Source organism: Streptomyces sp. ISL-98, from assembly GCF_018614055.1.
Lineage (GTDB): Bacteria > Actinomycetota > Actinomycetes > Streptomycetales > Streptomycetaceae > Streptomyces > Streptomyces spiramyceticus.
On the sequence record NZ_JAGGPB010000101.1, the window covers coordinates 1 to 18118 of the forward strand.

17 protein-coding genes and 3 pseudogenes are annotated in these 18118 nt (G+C 67.6%); 12 read left to right on the forward strand and 8 right to left on the reverse strand.

The window, feature by feature from the left end; genetic code table 11:
- The first annotated feature begins 237 nt into the window (after positions 1-237).
- Complete coding sequence (locus J7I98_RS39210) at positions 238-1098, forward strand: recombinase family protein (RefSeq protein WP_214929842.1); 861 nt, start codon at positions 238-240, stop codon at positions 1096-1098.
- A 65-nt stretch (positions 1099-1163) separates the two neighbouring features.
- Positions 1164-1817, forward strand: a pseudogene (locus J7I98_RS41970) (transposase); the annotation flags it as partial.
- Between the two features lie 233 nt (positions 1818-2050).
- Here J7I98_RS41970 and J7I98_RS39225 read toward each other — a convergent pair.
- Positions 2051-2242, reverse strand: a complete 192-nt coding sequence (locus J7I98_RS39225) for a hypothetical protein (protein WP_214929844.1) — start codon at positions 2240-2242, stop codon at positions 2051-2053.
- Between the two features lie 462 nt (positions 2243-2704).
- On the opposite strand from J7I98_RS39225, the gene J7I98_RS39230 reads away from it, so the two are divergent.
- From J7I98_RS39230 to J7I98_RS39240, 3 genes are all read left to right on the forward strand, one after another.
- On the forward strand, positions 2705-3172 hold the full coding sequence (locus tag J7I98_RS39230; protein WP_214929845.1) for a hypothetical protein: 468 nt from the start codon (positions 2705-2707) through the stop codon (positions 3170-3172).
- A gap of 596 nt (positions 3173-3768) precedes the next feature.
- Positions 3769-4854 (forward strand): hypothetical protein, encoded by a 1086-nt coding sequence (locus tag J7I98_RS39235; protein WP_214929846.1) that lies wholly within the window; start codon positions 3769-3771, stop codon positions 4852-4854.
- A 25-nt stretch (positions 4855-4879) separates the two neighbouring features.
- The gene (locus tag J7I98_RS39240; RefSeq protein ID WP_214929847.1) at positions 4880-6151 is read left to right on the forward strand and encodes an MAC/perforin domain-containing protein; all 1272 of its coding nucleotides are present in this window, start codon (positions 4880-4882) and stop codon (positions 6149-6151) included.
- Positions 6152-6184: 33 nt separating this feature from the next.
- On the opposite strand, the gene J7I98_RS39245 is transcribed toward J7I98_RS39240, so the two are convergent.
- From J7I98_RS39245 to J7I98_RS39255, 3 genes are all read right to left on the reverse strand, one after another.
- Complete coding sequence (locus J7I98_RS39245) at positions 6185-7000, reverse strand: trypsin-like serine protease (RefSeq protein WP_308378112.1); 816 nt, start codon at positions 6998-7000, stop codon at positions 6185-6187.
- Positions 7001-7131: 131 nt separating this feature from the next.
- Positions 7132-7371, reverse strand: a complete 240-nt coding sequence (locus J7I98_RS39250; protein WP_214929849.1) for a hypothetical protein — start codon at positions 7369-7371, stop codon at positions 7132-7134.
- 47 nt (positions 7372-7418) lie between these two features.
- Positions 7419-8156, reverse strand: coding sequence for an MMPL family transporter (locus tag J7I98_RS39255; RefSeq protein ID WP_214929850.1), 738 nt, complete (start codon positions 8154-8156; stop codon positions 7419-7421).
- 22 nt (positions 8157-8178) lie between these two features.
- Between J7I98_RS39255 and J7I98_RS39260 the strand changes: the two genes are divergently transcribed.
- Positions 8179-8838 carry an IS607 family transposase gene (locus tag J7I98_RS39260; protein WP_214929851.1) on the forward strand — a complete coding sequence of 220 codons (660 nt, stop codon included), beginning with the start codon at positions 8179-8181 and terminating at the stop codon, positions 8836-8838.
- A 56-nt stretch (positions 8839-8894) separates the two neighbouring features.
- Positions 8895-10586 (forward strand): hypothetical protein, encoded by a 1692-nt coding sequence (locus J7I98_RS39265; protein WP_308378113.1) that lies wholly within the window; start codon positions 8895-8897, stop codon positions 10584-10586.
- On the opposite strand, the gene J7I98_RS39270 is transcribed toward J7I98_RS39265, so the two are convergent.
- Positions 10537-11910, reverse strand: a complete 1374-nt coding sequence (locus tag J7I98_RS39270) for an MMPL family transporter (RefSeq protein WP_214929852.1) — start codon at positions 11908-11910, stop codon at positions 10537-10539. The genes J7I98_RS39265 and J7I98_RS39270 overlap by 50 nt on opposite strands.
- Positions 11911-12289: 379 nt before the next feature.
- Here J7I98_RS39270 and J7I98_RS39275 point away from each other — a divergent pair, with 379 nt between their 5' ends.
- Complete coding sequence (locus tag J7I98_RS39275) at positions 12290-13129, forward strand: SDR family oxidoreductase (protein WP_214929853.1); 840 nt, start codon at positions 12290-12292, stop codon at positions 13127-13129.
- Between the two features lie 541 nt (positions 13130-13670).
- Here J7I98_RS39275 and J7I98_RS41975 read toward each other — a convergent pair.
- A complete protein-coding gene (locus J7I98_RS41975) occupies positions 13671-13982 on the reverse strand; it encodes a helicase associated domain-containing protein (RefSeq protein ID WP_308378116.1) in 312 nt (103 codons plus the stop codon).
- 454 nt (positions 13983-14436) lie between these two features.
- Between J7I98_RS41975 and J7I98_RS39280 the strand changes: the two genes are divergently transcribed.
- Together J7I98_RS39280 and J7I98_RS43210 are read left to right on the forward strand one after the other, a co-directional pair.
- Positions 14437-14904 carry a hypothetical protein gene (locus J7I98_RS39280; RefSeq protein WP_214929854.1) on the forward strand — a complete coding sequence of 156 codons (468 nt, stop codon included), beginning with the start codon at positions 14437-14439 and terminating at the stop codon, positions 14902-14904.
- 295 nt (positions 14905-15199) lie between these two features.
- Positions 15200-15469 carry a DUF6192 family protein gene (locus J7I98_RS43210; RefSeq protein WP_374225224.1) on the forward strand — a complete coding sequence of 90 codons (270 nt, stop codon included), beginning with the start codon at positions 15200-15202 and terminating at the stop codon, positions 15467-15469.
- 20 nt (positions 15470-15489) lie between these two features.
- On the opposite strand, the pseudogene J7I98_RS39285 reads toward J7I98_RS43210, so the two are convergent.
- Positions 15490-16053: pseudogene (locus J7I98_RS39285) on the reverse strand (transcriptional regulator); the annotation flags it as partial.
- A 610-nt stretch (positions 16054-16663) separates the two neighbouring features.
- On the opposite strand from J7I98_RS39285, the gene J7I98_RS39290 reads away from it, so the two are divergent.
- On the forward strand, positions 16664-17161 hold the full coding sequence (locus tag J7I98_RS39290) for a tryptophan synthase subunit alpha (protein WP_214929855.1): 498 nt from the start codon (positions 16664-16666) through the stop codon (positions 17159-17161).
- Here J7I98_RS39290 and J7I98_RS39295 read toward each other — a convergent pair.
- On the reverse strand, positions 17142-17453 hold the full coding sequence (locus J7I98_RS39295; protein ID WP_214929856.1) for a hypothetical protein: 312 nt from the start codon (positions 17451-17453) through the stop codon (positions 17142-17144). The two genes, J7I98_RS39290 and J7I98_RS39295, sit on opposite strands and share 20 nt — an antisense overlap.
- 237 nt (positions 17454-17690) lie before the next feature.
- Between J7I98_RS39295 and J7I98_RS41985 the strand changes: the two are divergent.
- Positions 17691-17933 (forward strand): annotated as a pseudogene (locus tag J7I98_RS41985) (hypothetical protein); the annotation flags it as partial.
- Between the last annotated feature and the right edge of the window lie 185 nt (positions 17934-18118).

The window sequence follows — 18118 nt, forward strand, 5'->3', positions numbered from 1 at the left end:
ACGTCTCGGTAGCGCCGCAGCTTTGCGTATTTCAGACACCGCCACAAAGTAGCCGTGTGTGATGCTTGGGCTATTGGTCGGCGGTGGCAGCGACCGGGGAGCCGGCGAGAGGGTGTTTCCTAGGTGTTCGCCTGTGAAACACCGTCACCCGCCGGACGCGTCCAGGGCGAACCGTGTTTCATGAGTTGTTGCAAACGGCTCGACGGTTTGAAACCACTCATGAAACAGTCGGGGCTCGTGAGCGACGACTTCAAGCGCGCGGAATCGCGCGACTGCCCGATGTCCACCTGCGCCGCCCCCGCGGGCTCGCCGTGCCGCACCGGCAAGGGCAAGGTGGCCATCCAGTACCACACCGCCCGCTTCCGCCTCGTGCCCCAGCTCGCCAAGGCCCTCAACGTGCCGACCCCCGCCGTGCGCAAGCCCGGCTCCGCCTGGGCCGAGCTGCCCCGGCCGGCGAACGCTGGCGCCGAACCCGTCGGGCACGCCCGCCTCGGCTACGCCCGCGCATCCACCGCCCGGCAGTCCCTCGACTCCCAGCTCGACTCGCTCGCCGAAGCCGGAGTCACCCGGATCTTCTCCGAGAAAATCTCCACCCGCGCCACCCAGCGCCCCGAACTGGACAAGGCCGTCGCCCTCGCCGGCGAACTGCGCGCCTCCGGGGTGTGCGTCACCCTCGTCGTCCACGAGCACAAACGGCTCGGCCGCGGCATCGAGCTGGCGACCCTCGCCGAGGAGCTGAAGGCGAGCGACGTCGGCCTTCAGTTCCTGACCGGGGAGCTCCAGGGCTCGCACGACCCCTCCGGCATCGTGTTCACCGTGCTGGCCGCCCTGTCCGGCATGGAGCGCGAGTACATCCGCGACCGCACCCTCGAAGGCCACGAGTCCGCCCGCAAGCGCGGCAAGACCATCGGCGGGGCCAGCGTCGCCGACGACCACATGCTGTCCATGGCCCTACACCTGCGGGAGCAGGAGATGAGCCTGCGCGACATCGCGGCGCGGCTCGTCATCACCAAGGGCAAGAAGAAGGGGCAGCACCCGTCCCCGGCGACCGTGATGCGGATGCTGCACGAGCACGACGAGGCCACCGCGCCGATGTGATCCGGCCTCCGAGCAGGGCCTCAGCCGCTTAGCGTTGTTTTTTCGGCGAGAACTGCCGGGACCCCGACTTCGCGCCGTGGCGCACGATCTACGGGTTCGCGCGGCGCTGGGCCGCCGCCGGAATCGTCGGCATCATCCGCGAACAGCTACGCCGCAGGATCCGCTTGGCCAGCGGGAAGACACCCCGTGCGGCGTCAGCGATCGTCGACTCCCAGAGCATCAAGGCATCCGAAACGGTCGGCAAGGACACCCGGGGATGGGACGAAGCCAAAAAGATCAATGGGAGGAGAGACACCTGATCTGCGACAACAGGGGCCTGGTGCTCCTGGTCATGGTCACCGCCGCCAATGTCACCGACCGCGACGCGGCCAGGGAACTGCTGTTCCGCCTCGCCCTCACCCACCCTGAGATCGCCATCGTCTGGGCGGACTCCGCCTACGCCGGGAAGCTGGTCGACTGGGCGAAGACCTACCTTGACATCACCCTCAAGACCGTCCGACGCCCGCCCGCCGGACGCGAAGGGCTTCGTCGTCCTCCCGCGCCGCTGGGTCGTCGAACGCTCATGGTCGTGGATCATGAGGGCCCGTCGGCACTGCCGCGACCACGAACGCCTTCCCGAGATGAGCGAATCACTCATCACCTGGGCGCGCATCACGCTGATGACGAGGCGTCTCACCCGTCGCAGCAGCCGGCCTGCAGAACGGCGCGACACCACCCCGTACTACCTCGCACAGGCCGCGTGATACCAGAACAGAGGCACAGGGCCGCCACCCGAAAGGGGCCCGTCTTGTGCCCAGGTGGTCAGACGAAGCGTTTCAGCTGGCCCCGCCGAGCGTCGAAGGTCGCCCGGAAGATGACGGACCTGCAATCGCCGGGCGGTCGGCCGGGGCGGATGCCCCCGCCGGCCGCCCCCGGGCCCACGTCGGCTCAGCCCACCGGAAGGAAACGGCCCTTACTCCCCGGGCAAACCCTCGGGGCACGACTCGTTGAGGTCGGTGCCGTACAGGGGAACGGAGATGACACAGCCGAGACTGACGTCCTTGACCAGCGAGAATCCGTCGTCGTCTGCGGCTGCCGCGCCGGCCCCTCCGCATACTGCGGTGACGGCAAGGACGGATGCGGCAAACATCGTGCGAATACGCATGACCTACTCCTCATGTGGTGTGCGGGTTTTGGCAGAGCACAGGCCCGCAGAGCAGGCACGTCAGGACACGAAGGTTGCCAGCGGGTGATCCCGTGACCTGGCCAGTGCTCATGTCCGGCGAATGAACGTCGGCCTGAGTGGCCACTGTCGGTGCGACCAGAAGGGGGGGGCGCTGTCCAAGTTCAGACACAGGCACATAGAAACGACGCGGTAGGGGCAACACCGCGAGGGAAGTGATGGATACCTGCGATCAGATGCAGTCATCGCCGACATGACGTGGGGTCTGCTGTGTGGGTGCGGTGGTCTTGCGCTGATTGGCCGCACTTGGCAGGGCCGGGCGGCGCAATGCCGGGCGTGGCGTAGCCCGTTGACCGGTGGCCCGTGCTGGTGTGGTGACGCGGCTGCCGCCATGCCCGAGCGGCCGTGCCGCCACCTCGCCGACCCGGAGGAAGGAAAGACAGCATGGCCTCACCGGTTTCCCGCCCGCACACGGCCGCTGCGCCGGCGCGTCACAAGCCCAGGGCGGAGATCGACAGGGTGCTGCCCGGCAAGTACAAGAACACGATCAAGGATCTGGAGGTGCGGGACGGGGCGAACAGCCGGCACCGCGGCATCAAGTTCGTCCTGCCCGTCGAGGTGTGGCGCAAGGGCGCCAAGACGGCTGAGGGGCAGACCCTGCAGTGCGTCTACCGGTTCGAGCCGGACCCGCACGTCGAGCCGAAGTACAACAAGGACCAGGAGGAGTTCTACCGGATCGCCGCCACCGAGCTCGCCGGATACGTCGCCGGTCACAACAGACTCCCCGAGCCGACCGACGGGTTCACCGTGGTCTTCGGCAACACGACCTTCACCCTGACCCCGATGCAGCATCCGATCGGTCGCGGCTTCAAGATCCAGACCGCGCCCGACGGGCCCCGGGTCGACGGCTGAGCTGCACGCGCTGAGGCCTGCGTCCACTTCGGCTCGGACGCAGGCTTCGGCTGGTCGGAAGGCTTCAGACCGGTCAGACGCTGCCTACGCCGATGACTTCTTACCTGGCCGCAGGGTCTTGAGCGTGAATCCCCTTGTGGGGGACGGGCTGGGATCTTTGATTTCGCCGAAGCCGGCGACCTACCTGCCGTCGCCGCGCACGCTCCGGGAGTCTGCTCAGTAGTCGCGGGATCGGCGGCCGGGCCCGAGTGTCCCAGATGCTCGCGAAATTCGGGAACGCCGAGCGATCCTGAACGCCGTCGAGACCGCATTCAGCGCGAAGGCGGGGGCGAGCCTCACCGGGCACGCGACTGTCGACAGTCCCGTCGCCGGTGCGTGCTGTACGGGTGAATCAGCCCGCGTCGATGCGTGGGACAAGAACGCACCGGGTACGCCGCTTTTGTCCCCTACGGTTTTTGGTGTGCCCCGGCGCGGTGGATGCGGCGGTGCGGTTCCGTGTCGCCGTGCGCCACCGTGCCCGGTTTTCGGCCCTCCGGTCGCCGGGCGGAGGTGTCCGGCATGCCGTTTCCGTCCGCTCACCACCGATTGGTTTTGCCATGGCCATGATCGGCGTTACCTGTCACAAGGGAACGGGTTCCCAAGACGAGAAGAAGATCCAAGTCGACCCCAAGATGAAGCTCGACAGAGTCCGCAAGGAGCTCGAAACCAGCGGGTTCATCGCCCCCGATGGCGCAGGCCACAAGTTCCGGTTCGTCGAGCTGACCGCGGCGTCGCTGCCGGACCTGAACCAGCCCGGCGGGGGAACGGTCAGTCCCAGCAACGAGGAATACCTCCCGCTGCACAAGTACCTGCGGAACGGGAACTTCTTCGTCACCAACATCGACGCACCCCGGCCCGACCTCCTCGGCATCCGCAGCGGATTCTTCGAGGACCGGCACCTGTTCGTCCGCGTACGCCTGAACAACGGAGACGGCGCCAAGGAAAACGCGGACATCAACGCGTTCGACCCGATCATGCTGACGAATGTAAAGCCCACCAACCCGGACACTCCGGCCGGGTACTTCGAGAATGTCTGCGTGGTGGTGGAGAACAGCGTGGTCGCGTTCGACCTCTGCTCGTTCGCTGCCGCCGGCTACAACTACACGATCGAGCCGGGCATCGCGACCCGCGCCAAGGGCGGCCTGGCCGTCTGCCGCCAGCCGGGGGACGGGCGGCAGTACCTCACCACAACCTCGGATCGCTACGGAGACGTCGCACGCACCATCAGGATCGTCGGTGCAGACAGGGCGAACGTCCACCCCAGCCGGTACGTGCGGTTCCAGAAGGTCACGTTCACAACCCGACGGCTGACCAAGGTGTACGGCGACGGCCAGAAGGTCGAGCTCGACACGCAGCCGCCGAACCTCAACCGGGCGGACCCGCGCATGTGGTCCCTCGCGCCGGAACCCGACTCCGTCGCGAGGGAGCAGCTCCAGGTGATCCCCGGCTCCTCGGTCAAGGTCGGCGGGCCCACCCAAGGCAGCTTCTCCAAGACGAAGATGGTCGGCGCGGGGTGGGAGGGCGACGACTGGACCCGGGCGCTGGGCCAGGTCACCGTCTACTTCTTCGTCTTCCGCTCCTGGGACGACGCGCACAAGGTCGTCAGCTCCTACAACGCCCCCGAATCGACCACCTGGAATTGAACCGCCCCACGCGAAGGAACCCCCCATGAGTAGCACCGAAAAGCTCGCCGTCGACAACACCACCAAGGTGGTCGAGGTCGTCCACACCTCTGGCGACAGCCGTGCAATCCGGTTCGGCCTCGGCGACTCGTTGGCCACTGTGCGGGCCACCTTGGAGAACCACCGCTTCATGCGGGAAGGCGACGTCTTCCTCGTCAACGGCAAGTCCCCCCTCAGCCGGAGCGACGAGGAGGCCACCAGACTGTCCGAGGTGCTTGGCAAAGACAACGTCCTGCACATCGGCACCCCGTCGGTCGACCCGAGCTTCAAGAGGGACGGCGTCGACCGCTACAACCAGCTCAACGTCCAGCAGCAAAAACGGCTCCTGGGCCTGATGAACGCCTACCGCGGCCGTACGTTCGACCCCCGACGCGGCATGGTCCCCACGTTCCACGACGTATGCGTCAGCCCGCCCCTGCCAGACGTGAACCGGCCGCAGACCAGCAGCGAGAAGTACACCAGCTTCACCTTCTCCGAGTTCACCCGCAGCCTCACCGTCTCGGGCGTCCAGTCCGCGTCGGTGTCGCTGAACGCACCGTTCGTCGAAGCCGAGGCGGAGTACACCCATGAGAAGAGCAAGAACACCACCCGCAAGACCGTCACCGAGCACCTGACCAGCCGCCTCCTCGTACGCAAAGCCGAACTCAGGATCGACCCGGAACGACTGGTCCCGGACCGGGGGTTCGTCCAAGCGGTCGCCCACTCCGTCGACGGCACCGAACTCGAGCTGCGCCACTACGACGAACTGCTCAAGGTCCTCGACACCTGGGGCTTCTATGTACCTGTCCGCTACACCATCGGCGGGCTGGTCTACGCGACCGAGAGCACGAAGATCACCTCGTACGAGGAGTCGGACAAGGAGAAGGAGGAGTTCGGCGCGTCCGTCAAGGCCCAGTTCAACAAGGTCGGCGGCGGAGCCTCCTACAAGGAGGCCAAAGGCCGCGAGAGCAGCAGCTCCGACACCACCAAGTACCAGGACACCACCCTCCTCGCCCTCGGCGGAGCGCCGCTGACCTCCACCGACGACTACAAGGAATGGGCGGTCTCCCTGGACAACGCCCTGAACTGGACCATCATCGAATACACCGAGCTCTACCCCACCCTCCTGCTGCTCAGGACGAAAGAGCACGGCGACATCCAAGCCCTGAGGTCGGCCATGAAGACCATCGAGCACTTCCGCGACAGGCGGCCTCACGAACTCCTCGACATGAACGCGTACAACACCACCGTGCAAAACGCGGTCAACCCGTACCCGTAACCGGCAGCGCCACCCGGAAGGCCCCCGGGGCGATCAGTCCCGGGGCTGCTCCACCAGCGCGGCCTTGTACACCCCCCACGACACCACCCCAACGGTGGTCCTCCCCTCCGTCGGCTGCGCCACGCAGTCCTTCCGCAGCCCGGAGACGATGATCCCGGCCAGCACATCCTCCCCCCGCTCGACCAGGACCACCGGCCCACCCGAATCACCGCCGCATGCACGGGCCAACCGTGGCCTGTCGTGCACCGCCTGGTACGTCAGACGACGCCTGGGCGACCGCTCGTACGTGTGCGCCTCCAGCCGGTTCACCGCCCGTGCCCGGCCCGTCGGGGTCAGACCCGTCCCATACATACGGACCTCCTTCTCCAACACGTCGGTCCTCAACCGGGACCGCATCACCCGCAGGGGACGGCCGCCGGGCAACTCCGTACGCAGAAACAAACGCCCCACATCGGCGCTGTCGTCGAAGTTCTCCCTGTTGGGTTCAGAGAGCACTGCGGGTTCGTACCCCTCCACCGAAGCCACGGCCGGGCCGGCCACCCCCCGAAACACCGAGAACACCACACCCTCCAACGGCACCACGCCGTCACCAGGCCCGGTCAAGCAGTGCGCCGCCGTCACCACCGTCCGCATGGTCGTCAACACACCGCTGCACCTCCAACTGTCCCCCTGCGGAGGCCTGGCGACGATCGACACATAGAAGGCGGGCACGTCCCTCCCCCGAAGCTCGGTGTACTCACCGGTGAACGCGCCCGCAGACGACGGCGGAAGAACCAGCCCCACACACCCCGCCACCGCGACCACCGCCAGCCACCGCCGACTCGCCGACACCCGCCCACGCTTGCCCATAACTCCTCCGCCAGCCACACCCGAGCGATGAATGCACACGGACAGACATCACCGCCGCGCACCAGCTTCGTTCCCTCTCACACCCGCGGCCAGTGCCCCCAGCCGGGTGGCACCCTCAGAGGGCGTTTGATCTAGGTGGATTGCCCTTTATCTCCCTGTCTGACCTGTCCTCTCGCGACTTCCGGTGACACCTCGGCGCGGGTGGCGGGCAGCTCGACGGATGCGGTGCGCCCGCGACGACAGCGCAGGAAGCGGGGGACCCACCAGTTGGCGGGGCCGGCGAGCTGCATGACGGCTGGCACGAGCAGTCCGCGCACGACGGTGGCGTCCAGGAGTACCGCTAGTGCCAGGCCGACGCATACGACTTTCATACTGGCGAGTTGGCCGGGGATGCCGGTGGCGATGACCACTGCGAGTGTCAGGGCGGCCAGGTGAACAGGCGGGCGGAACGGTCGAGTCCTCGGACAACCGCGGTTCTTGTGTCCCCGGTCTGGGAGTGTTCTTCCAGCATTCGGGACAGCAGGAGGATCTCGTAGTCCATCGACAGTCCGAATGCCATGCAAAAGATCATGATGGGTGCGGTCAGGTCGGTTGTCCCGGTTGCGCTGTAGCCGCCCAGGAGCCAGGTGCTGTGGCCTTCTTGGAAGACGAACACCAGGGCGCCGAAGGTGGCGGTGAGGCTCAGCGCGTTCATGGTGATCGCTTTGATGGCGAGAACGGGGCGGCGGGTGACAGCGAGCACGACGAGCAGCGCCGTTGTTGCGATGAAGGTAAGTGCCCACGCCAGCCGGTCGACCAGTGGTTGGCGGACGTCGACCAGCCTGGCGGCGGGGCCACCGACCATCACGGACGCGGGCCTGGGCGCGGGGGTGGCGCGCAGCCTGGCAATGAGGTCCGCCTGGGCCGGGTCTTGCGGGTCGCCGTGTGGTGTGACAGCGAGCCACACGGCTCGCACAGCAGCGAAGCGTGCTGCGGACGCGGTGGCAGGCGTACTGCGCTGGCCGTTGTTGTAGGTGCCGGTCGTGGTCTCCACCTGTGCCACGCCGGGGTAGGCGGACAGACGGCGGGCGTAGGCGCCGAGTTCAGCGGGGTGTGCTCCAGGGTTGAAGCCCTGGAGCACGACGGGTTGGCAACTGTTGATTCGGTTGTAGGCCACAGTAGGTCATAGAGTCCCCCACATGAGTGAGCGAGACGAGGACTGGATCTCTACTGGACGGGCAGCGAAGCGGTTGGGGGTGTCCACGCGAACGCTGCGGCGGTACACCCTCGAAGGCACGTTGGAGGATCGGCGTTCGCCCGGGGGCCGGCGGGTATTCCGGGTCGGGGATCTGGACGCGTTGTCCCGGCGCCGGGGTCATCCCGCGTTGCCGCCGGTCGGGGGCGTGGTGCTCTACGGGCGGGTTTCTTCGCACCGGCAGCGCGCCGAGGGGGATCTGGACCGGCAGATGGCCGCGCTGCGGCAGGCCGCCAAGGGCCGGATCGTGGTTGGGGAGTTCACCGATGTGGCGTCGGGGTTGTCGGACAAGCGCAAGGGTCTGCGGCGCGCTTTGCGGGCGTGCCAGGACCAGTCGGTGACCATGCTGCTGGTGACGCATGACGAACGCCTGGCCAGGTTCGGGACCGCGCTGCTGGCGGAGGTGGTGTTGCCGTCGTGGGGGTGCCGGTTGGAGATCGTGGGGGGTGATGAGGAGTTGGACGAGACGGGAGACGGGGATCTGGTGCGGGACATGCTCGCGGTCGTCACCTCGTTCTCCGGCCGCCTGTACGGGGCGCGTTCCGCGAAGGCGCGTGCGCTCACGCGGGCAGTCAAGACAACAGTCATCGAAGACGATTTGTAGGCCATGCTTGGTCATGTGTAGTGTCCGGGTGACGAGTTGGAAGGAGGTCAGGTGGCGTGAAGCGCACGAGGAACAAGCGCAAGCCGCGTGTCCTGGCTGCTCCTTTCACCGTCGCCGCGCCCGGCGGTGCGCGTATCCGGGACCGGCTGCGTCTGCCCGCCTGTAATGCCGAGGTGTTGGCATTCGTCGGCGGTCATCTGGGCGGGCACGCACGAGCCGACCTGGCGGAGCGTGTCCGTATCGGCATCGTGCCGGTCAAGGAGAACCGGCGGGCGGAGCGTAAACGCGCGCTGACGAAGGTGTCGTCGTCGCGTTGGGCGGGTGCGATCACCCGCGTGTCCGAGGACCAATACCAGCTCTCCCTGCGGTGCCTGTTCGATGAGCGGGCCTCCCTGCGCCGGGCCACCCGGAAGATCGGTCAGCGCCTGGCCGTCCCGTGCGGTCAGCGCGTGGGCGGTGTGCGCGGCTACCCGGATCAGGCCGAACGAGCGCAGAAACAACAGCGCCTGGGCGTGCTTGAGGGCCGCCTGGCCGAGGTCGAGGCGCGTATCGGGGCCGGGCACCCGGCGGTCGTCGTCGGTGGCCGATGCCTCGCGAAGATCCGCCACAACCTCACGGACGCAGGTCTCACCGGGGCCGGATGGCGCCAGCGGTGGGATGCGGCCCGTATGTTCCTGACCGCTGACGGGGAGTCCGGGGCACCGCACGGCAACTACACCATCAGCGTCGATCCCGGCGACGGTTCGGTGACGATCGTCCTGCCCGAACCGCTCAGGCATTTGGCGAACGCACCCCGTGGCCGCTACCGCCTCGCCTCCACGGTCACCTTCAACCACCGCCGGGGCGAATGGCTGGACCGGATCAGCGTGAACAAGGCGGTGCGCTACGACATCATCCACGACCCCGTACGCGACCGCTGGTACCTCGACGCCTCCTGGTCCACCCCGCAGACGGTCCTGCCCACCCCCGTCGAGCTGGCCGCCAGCGGCGTCCGGCTGCTGGCCGTGGACCTCAACCACGGCCACCTCGCCGCCTCCGTCGTGGACGCCCACGGCAACCCCGTCGGCCAGCCGTTCACCGTGCCCACCGACCTGACCGGACCCGCATCCCAGCGCGACGGACGCCTGCGGGCCGCCATCACCGAGCTCATCCGACTCGCCCAGGCAAACGGCTGTGCCGGTCTGGCAATCGAAAACCTCGGCTTCACCGACGCCCGCGCCACCGGCCGCGAAACCATGGGCCGGGGCAGACGCGGCAAGACGTTCCGCCGCACCGTCGCGGGACTGCCCACCGCGAAGTTCCGTACACGCCTGTCCGGTATGGCCCACCACGCCGGCCTCGTCGTCATCGCGGTCGATCCCGCCTACACCTCCCGCTGGGGCAGCCAGCACTGGAAGGCACCACTCCAGCAGCAATCGAAGACCACGCTCGTCACCGGCCACCACGCGGCCGCGACAGCGATCGGCAGACGTGCCCTCGGCTACGGGATACGGCGTCGGCCAGGTGTGACCTCCAGCGTCCAGAGGAACGCTGCGGGGAGAGCTACCGGCCAGACCGTCCCCCGTCCGTGGGCACGCGGGACCGCGAGCCCACCAAGGACCACAGGCAGACCCCACGTGGGCGGTAAGATCTGCTGGGACCAAGGTGACCAACTCGTGCTGTTCCACGACCTCGAAGACCGTTCGCGAGGTCACCGGATCACCGATCCGGTTTGTGATGATTCGGCCAACACTGGCCAACATCACTAGGAACGGTGTGTTGGTGGCCACCGTGCCTGGTGGAAATTGGGTGTGCAGGGTGTCTTGGGCCTGCACGACGGTTGAGGTTGGCGGTAGTTCCCGTTCGTTCAGCAGACCGAACCGGACGTGCGCGAATGGTGCTGCTAGGAGCAGCAGGCCACCGGTCACTGCCAAGGGTGACGCGTAGCGGGCGATGGGAGACCCAGCTTGCAAGCCTGCCCCACGAGCCTGCCTGGGATTTCGTTGTCGTGGAGCTGAGGGCGCTGCGCCAGCGGGAGAAGATGTCTCCCTTGTCCAGCCAAGGATCCAGCGCCGTGATCAGCGCCGGCAGCACCAGCAGGCTCACCATCGCCGCGAAAATCACCACGGTGATGCCGCCGAAGGCGATCGAGCGTAGGACGGTGTTGGGGAAAGCCAGCAGCGCGCCCAGCGACAGCACCACGGTTGTAGCCGAGAAGAACACCACCCGGCCGGCCACGACCCAGGAAGTCAGCAGTGCGTCGCCTGCCGACATGCCTCTGGCCTGTTCCTCCCGATAGCGGCTCACCAGAAACAGGCTGTAATCCACCGCCAGGCCGAAGCCCAGTCCGCTGTTGACGCTCACCGCGAACAGCGAGACCTCGGTGAAGGCCGCCAGGCCGCGCGGTGCTGCCATCATCCCCAGCACCGCCAACGCTCCGACGATCACAGGCAGCAGGGCGGCGATCAGGGAGCGGAAGACGAACAGCAACAGCATGGCGGTGATGGGCAGGGCGAGCATCTCGGCCTGGGCACGATCGTGTTCCACCTGACGGGCGATCTCAACGCGCGTGGCGGCTTCGCCAGCGGCTGAGATCGTGAAGCCGCCACGCTGACCGCTCTCGCGATCCATCAGCCGTCGCGCGGACCGGAGTACCTGCTCATCCCCGCCTCGCAGCCGTACGGCAACGACAGCGCAGCGCCCGTCCCGGGACAGCAGCGCCTCCCGTTCGGCCGTGCCTGCTGTCCAGTAGGACCGCAGGTGCGCGACGGCGCGATCGGCGATCAGGCGCTGCGTCAGTCTCAGCCCGTCCTTCGTCGCCTCGGCCGTGTCGACTCGCGTATCCGACTGGGCGAGGAAGACCAGCTGGGGTTCACCGAGGCGGAAATGCTGCTCAAGGGCCCGGTCGGCACGCCTGGACTCCGCGTGTGCCGGCAGCATGCTCGCCGTCGACAGGTGGTCCTCGACCGAGTGGCCCAGGATGCCTGCCATCACAGCGCAGGCCCCGGCAAGTACCAGCACCACACGCCACCGCAGCGAGCAGGTCAGAAACCAACGGCCCGCCCAAGAGATATTCGCGGAGCTGCCTTCCATCTCACCCTCCTTGCAGGGGCGGGCGGTCAAGGGCTCCAACGGACGACCGCTCCCTGGAGCACGCTCGGCGGGCGCGTCTCACCCGATCCGACGAATGCCGGCAGTCGTACCTAGTGCCCCGGCTCCGTGAGCTCTGGAGCAGGGGGCAAGGCGTGTTCCCTCGCGGGCAGCAGCGGCGCTGGGCCAGCGCGCGTCATGCGAAGCGCTCCAACCGGTTGCCTCCAGCGCCCCCGAACCGGACCAGCCACCGGTGAGCACTGGCTGCGTTAACCCACAGCAGCCGTCGCACCTACGGCTGAATTCGGCTCAGCATCTTCAGGGAGCACTCATGGCGACAGCGTCCCGTTCCGGAGCGCAAGATCCTTCTGGCCCGACGTCATTGGACTCTCTTGTTCAACGGACACTGCTGCCACGGCCGCGCACCAAGCGCAGCGCGCCCCAGGGCGCCGGTCTGGCGGTGGTGACGGGCGGCTCCAGCGGCATCGGGCAGGAGGCAGCGCGTCTGCTCGCTCGTCGAGGCCATCCCACTGTCCTGATCGCCCGCCGGCGTGACGCCCTCAACGACTTGGCGCTGGAGCTCAGCGCATTGGCTCCGAGCATGGCCCTCGCGCTGGACGTCTGCGATGACCAGGCCACCCAGGCCACGTTCGGCCAGCTGGTGCACGACCGCGGCCCCGTGCGTGTCCTGGTCAACTGCGCTGGCTCCGGCCTCTACAGCCCCTTCCTGAAACACGAACCGACAGATCTGCGCCGGATGATGGAAATCCACTATTTCGCCGCCGCCACCGCGATCCGGTCAGTGCTGCCCGGCATGCTCGACCAGCGGGCGGGCCACGTCGTCAACATCGGCTCGATGTCCACGAAAATGGGCCCGTGGGGGCACAGCGGCTACACCGCCGCGAAAGCGGCACTGACCGCCCTGACCCAGACGCTCGCCGCCGACTACGCCTCCAGCGGTGTCCACTTCAGCGTCGTGCACCCCGGCATCATCGACACCCCCTACTTCGATACCCCCGATCTACAACCCCTGCGTCAGCAGCTGCGACGCCACCTGATCAACCCTGAACGCGTGGCCCGCACGGTGGTACGTCTGCTTGACCGGCCCCGACTCGAAGTCTGCGTACCCCACCACTACCGGCTCGTCGACGCCATCAAAGCCCTCCACCCCACCATGCTGCACCACCTGGTCGCCTCCCACAGCCGACCCACCAAATGCTGAGAGCTGAAGCACTGAGGTCGGCGGCCGCCCGGGCGGGAGCGATCTGAGGTGCCGCGCCCGGCGGTGCCACGGCAGCCGACGGCCGGCCAGCCCCAGTGGGGGGAGTCCCTGGGCGGCGGGACGTTACGGCCCTGTCTCACATTCGGTGGTAACGGAGTGTCATGCCGTAGCCGGAGAATGGGCGATCGAGGGCTCTGCAGCGAAAACGGGTTCGAGGGGTGTCCAGACGGCGTGTCAGCCCGGATGCCGGAAGTCCACCGATTCAGGGCCGCTCACGCTAATGTCCGAGGTGCCAGCCGGTGAACCTCCAGGCCAGAGCGCCTGCCGACGCCAAAGCCTACCCAGAGTGAGGTCAGCAACGTTCCGTTACCACCGAATGTGAGCCAGGGCCGTCCGTTTGACAGACCCCGGCCCGGGTCGGGCCTGCGCCGTGCTGGAGGAGGAAATCTGCCCGTTGCCGCTGTGAGCCGAGGCCGTCCGTGATGCCTTCCAGCCCTATGCCGACGGCTGGCGACGGTCCGAAGCGCCCCCCTTCCGACTTTCACCGCGCCCAGTCCACCCTCAGCTCGGTGAGCTGGGCGCGTTGTTCTTGGGTGAGTTTGTTGCGGCGGGTTTTGGTGTTGGAGATCCGTACGCCGAGCTTGACGGCCGCCGGCGCCGCCTGGCCCTGGACCGTGATCTCTTCCGCGTGGCCCCGGGGGATACAGTGGTGGCCTTCGCGGGCGATGTACTGTCCGAGCGCTGCTACGCCTCGCTGGAAGGCTGTTGACGTTTTCTCGGCCGCTGTCCTGCTGCTCTTGGCTTCCGGGTCCGGGCTCTGCTGTTCGGCGGGCGTGACGCCCAGTTTGGTCAGCCGTTCCGGCGCCCTGGGCGGCTGCCGTGCCGATCAGGACCAGCTCGGCACAGGGGCCGCCCGTGAAGTGGTACACGTTCACGGCGGTGAGGATCCGGCCGTCGACCACGGTGCGCTGTTCACGCTGGACGTACTGGGCAAGGGCCGCCACGCCCCGCGTGAACGCTTCCCCTCCCCGCCCCGACCCAGTCTTCGGCTCGCCGACTGCGGGCGCCGGGCGCGGCTGTACAGGCGCTTCAACTCCGAGGTTGTCCAGCCGTTTGCGCTGTTCGTCGTTCAGCCGGTGCCAGTCGCGCTGTTGGGTGGCGTGGGGCGACGCGGACAGCGAGCGGCAGACCCGCAGGACGAGACGGGCCGTCTGTGGGACGTGCTATGGACGCCCCGCCGACCTGATCAATATCGAGTTCGTCCTTGCCTGCGGCCACCCATACGGGTGATCAGAATGCGCTGGTGAATGGGCAACCCTCTCTTTGAAGGCCAAACACCCAACAAGGAGGCTGGCGTGCCCTATCCCATGAAGCGTGGAATGCGTGCTCGGCAGGCGAAAGTCGTCTTGGCCGCGAGTGCGGCGGCACTGCTCACCAGCGCCGTCCTGACGCCTTCGGCGAGTGCCCGCGCTGCAAAACCAAACTGTCTCGGTGGCGCGATCTGCTTCTACGACAGCAAGAACTATGAGGGACGCATGGCCTACGTCAAGGCTGCGGACTTGAAGCCAGGTCAGTGTGTCACCATCCCCGGCAACGCCCTCGGCAAGCGGTCCTCACACTCGGTCCTGAACTGGTCCAAGGAAATGTTCTGGGTCAGGGAGGGAACTTGCGACGCCCCGACGACGGAGTGGCCCGTGTACGGCCAGGGCGAGAGTGTTGACCGGCGTCCGGACTTGCCGAACGGGGTCGTCACCGTCCAGCGCTCTCAGTTCTGAACTCGCAGCGACCGCGCACGCGATCGGCGAGCTGATGCTGGAAGTGGCCCCCTCCGACCGCCTCGCGCTGCTCTGCGAGCAGATCGGCGAACCCCTCGAACAGGGGCTCGCATCCCGCCGCTACGCCCTGTCCGGGCGACCGCCGTGCCCTGTACGGCACTGTCCTGTGACTGGCACCGGCCGCGGGCAGGGGGCGCGCAGGGGTCCCGGCTCCTGACGACTGGCCCCGGGGCCCCCGTGTGCACTTCCACTTCCCTTGACGCCGGTTCAACGACCGACCCCAGCCCGGGTCACCGTGCTGTGCCTGCCTCAGTCCCTGTTCCCGGTCACGGCCGGACTCCTGCGCCGGCCCGCGGTGGCGGTCCAGGTCAAGCACCGAGGCAAGGTGTGCGTCGTTGAGGAGCTGACCCGGGACGAGAAGGTCAGGTTGTTATGGGGTGTAGGTCAATACCACGCAGCCGTTGTCTCCGTTATGGCCGTTCTCGGACCGGAAGTGCTTGCGTGCCCCCATCCGCCGGTTCCTCCCGAGCCCGTGAAAGAGGGACACGGGTGTACCGGGACATAACCGGCCGGACCACCTTTTGCCCGCTGGGCGTACACGCCGAGGACGCGGGCGACGTCGGCCGGCTCCATCTCCGCGACGCCGGGCCAGGACCGCCCATCGAGGGCATCCCACGACAGGATCGCCAGCTGCACGCACTGCCGCTCGCGGCCCTGGGCCTTGCGGTAGATCCTTGCCCACGGGCCGAGCCCGCGCTGGGTGAGCCGCCACTTCGCCTTCACCACTTCCTTGACCACCGGATGATCCTCGGTAAGACGCAGGGAGCGGCGCTGCTCGTGGCCCTCCAGGCGCTCCGGCAGCCCGAGCTTCACCGCGGCCGCCGCCGTGAGGACGATCAGCGGATCGGAGTCCTTGCCGTACCGGTTGAGCTTCGCGGCACCGAGGCCGGACTCGCGCAGCGTCCACTGCACCAGCTCCGGCACCGTCGCCGCCGGGCAGTCGAGCACGATGCCGTCCACGCCGTACGCGCAGCCGTCGCCAGGACAGCGCGGACTCGATCTGCGCCACGTCCCGCACCTGCTGGGTACGTGCTGCCAGTTGCGCAGCGGTGAGCGAGCACGTCCCAGCGACGGCCAGCCGCACCTCACCGGCAATGTGGACGGTCACCTCGTCGGGGGGCCAACCAGCCACGGCCAGCCAGAGGGATGCCGCACGACCCGGAACGCGGCCGGACCGGCGCCCTCCCCCAGACCTGCGACGACATCCCGGCGAAAGTCCCGGTCGGGCAGAACGACGAACCAGCAGGCCGGGGCAGCACCCATAGTCTTGTCCAAGGCGGACGGACCTCTCCGAGAGTGAGCAACGCTGAAAGCCGCGTGCCGACCCGGGCCGCGAAAGCCAGAGTCGGCACCGGGCACCGCTCAGGGGCCCATCCGCTCCCAGGAGCCCTCAGGCACGAGTACTACATCCGCGGACTGCGTTGAGCATCCCGGCAGCGTGCTCACGGGTAGGCCGCGAAACTGTCACGCAGGGTGCCTGACCCGAGGAGCAGCACAGGCTGGCGGAGAGAGAACAGCAGTCGACGATTCTGCGAGACCCAATCAAGTCGGCCTCCGCAAGAAGCATGCGCAGGCCGGACTCAACGATCACGAACGCGCAACGGTTCGCGGCTGCCGCTGAGACACTCACCCGCGCTTTCGTAGTGGAGCACCCTTGTGTCTCACCTGGGTGATGCTGAGACACAAGAGGGTCTGAGACATGCGAGCTGTTCATAACGTCGAGCACCTGGCCCGCCTGTTCGCCGACGCCGGCGCCGCCGGGGTGATGGTCGTCGACCTGCCCTCCCACATGGCCGCACGCTGGCATGACGCCGCGAGCAACGTGGGCCTGCGCACCCCACGCCTCGTCCCACGTCACACCCCCGACACCGCCCTTCCGAACGTGATCGCCGGAGCGTCGGGATGGCTCTACGCACCCGCCAGCACGGCCCCCACCGGCTACCAGGGCCCACTCGACATCCAGGCCCTCGCCGACTTCACCCAGCACCTTCGCGCAGCGAGCCCGCTGCCCGTGGTCTCGGGGGTGGGGATTTCCACCCCTGCCCTCGCAGCGCGCGTCGCCCCGCTGGTGGGCGCGGTCGTCATCGGCACCCCCGTCGTCCGCACCCTGGTCACCGACCCCGGTCAAGCCCCCGTCCTGGCCGCCTCGTTCGCCAAGGCCCTGCGCCCGACCACGCTCACGGAGACCCGCGCCTGATTCCTCTACACCGACACAGACCCTTTCCCGCCTGACCATTGACGCGCTTGCCCTGCACCGTGCCCTGCGCGCCAGAGGCAACGACCGCGCGCACACGCTGGCCGCTCGGATCACCGATGCACAGGCCCTCGCCCGCACCGCGCTGCGGCTGTTCCTCGACCTCACACAGGATCGGCCGCACACCACTGCCGAGGACCTGCTGCTCCTCGACCGCGTCGCGCAGATCGCCAAGGCCGGCCAGGGCGCAGGCGCGGAGCTGACCGCAGCCCTCGCCCGCGCCGTGGAGAACCAACGGCGTTGCGCCGGCGCCGCATCAGGGCGGGTCGTCCTCGCCGGCCCCTCACCGCAGCAGTTCATCGCCTCGGCCGCCGACCTCCTCGACCGCATCCCCACCCTCTACCACGCAATACACCGCGACCGGCTGGTGCCGCCAAATCCCCCCACGCACCAGACTCATTGAGGGCGCACCCTCCATACCCCCACCCCAGGACAGACCATTTCAGATCAGCCCCGATTCCGTTCCCTTTCTCTGGGTGCGGGAGTTCAGTCCAGTACCCTCCTTTCTCTTTCAGCTGAAGGAATCCTCCCCAAGGTCGACTACGCGATCTTCGCCGATACCGGCTGGGAACCCGAGGCCGTCTATTCTCACCTGGACCGCCTGGAAAGAGAGGTGGCAGAGCCTGCCGGTATACCGGTTTTCCGTGTCGCATCCGACAATATTCGCAACGATGCATTGAACCCGGATCACCGGTTCGCTTCCATGCCTCTCTGGAGGCCACAAGTTCAGGATTACCGAAGGGCTGTTGCGCGGAACTGAAGGGGTCGACAGGACTGCTTGACCAGTGTGCACCCTCAAGTTCAGAGGTTCTCCGTGGGGTCAAAGCGTGGTCATGTCCCTCGTCGTGGTGTAGGGGATCAGTTCTCGGTAGCGCTGGGGAACCTGGGCGAAACCCGTCT

Coding starts and splice junctions, on each gene's coding strand:
- J7I98_RS39240 (WP_214929847.1), top strand. CDS start 4,880: ATGAGTAGCACCGAAAAGCTCGCCGTCGACAACACCACCAAGGTGGTC.
- J7I98_RS39290 (WP_214929855.1), top strand. CDS start 16,664: ATGCGAGCTGTTCATAACGTCGAGCACCTGGCCCGCCTGTTCGCCGAC.
- J7I98_RS39245 (WP_308378112.1), bottom strand. CDS start 7,000: ATGGGCAAGCGTGGGCGGGTGTCGGCGAGTCGGCGGTGGCTGGCGGTG.
- J7I98_RS39225 (WP_214929844.1), bottom strand. CDS start 2,242: ATGCGTATTCGCACGATGTTTGCCGCATCCGTCCTTGCCGTCACCGCA.
- J7I98_RS39280 (WP_214929854.1), top strand. CDS start 14,437: ATGGGCAACCCTCTCTTTGAAGGCCAAACACCCAACAAGGAGGCTGGC.
- J7I98_RS39230 (WP_214929845.1), top strand. CDS start 2,705: ATGGCCTCACCGGTTTCCCGCCCGCACACGGCCGCTGCGCCGGCGCGT.
- J7I98_RS39270 (WP_214929852.1), bottom strand. CDS start 11,910: ATGGAAGGCAGCTCCGCGAATATCTCTTGGGCGGGCCGTTGGTTTCTG.
- J7I98_RS39235 (WP_214929846.1), top strand. CDS start 3,769: ATGGCCATGATCGGCGTTACCTGTCACAAGGGAACGGGTTCCCAAGAC.
- J7I98_RS39260 (WP_214929851.1), top strand. CDS start 8,179: ATGAGTGAGCGAGACGAGGACTGGATCTCTACTGGACGGGCAGCGAAG.
- J7I98_RS39250 (WP_214929849.1), bottom strand. CDS start 7,371: ATGAAAGTCGTATGCGTCGGCCTGGCACTAGCGGTACTCCTGGACGCC.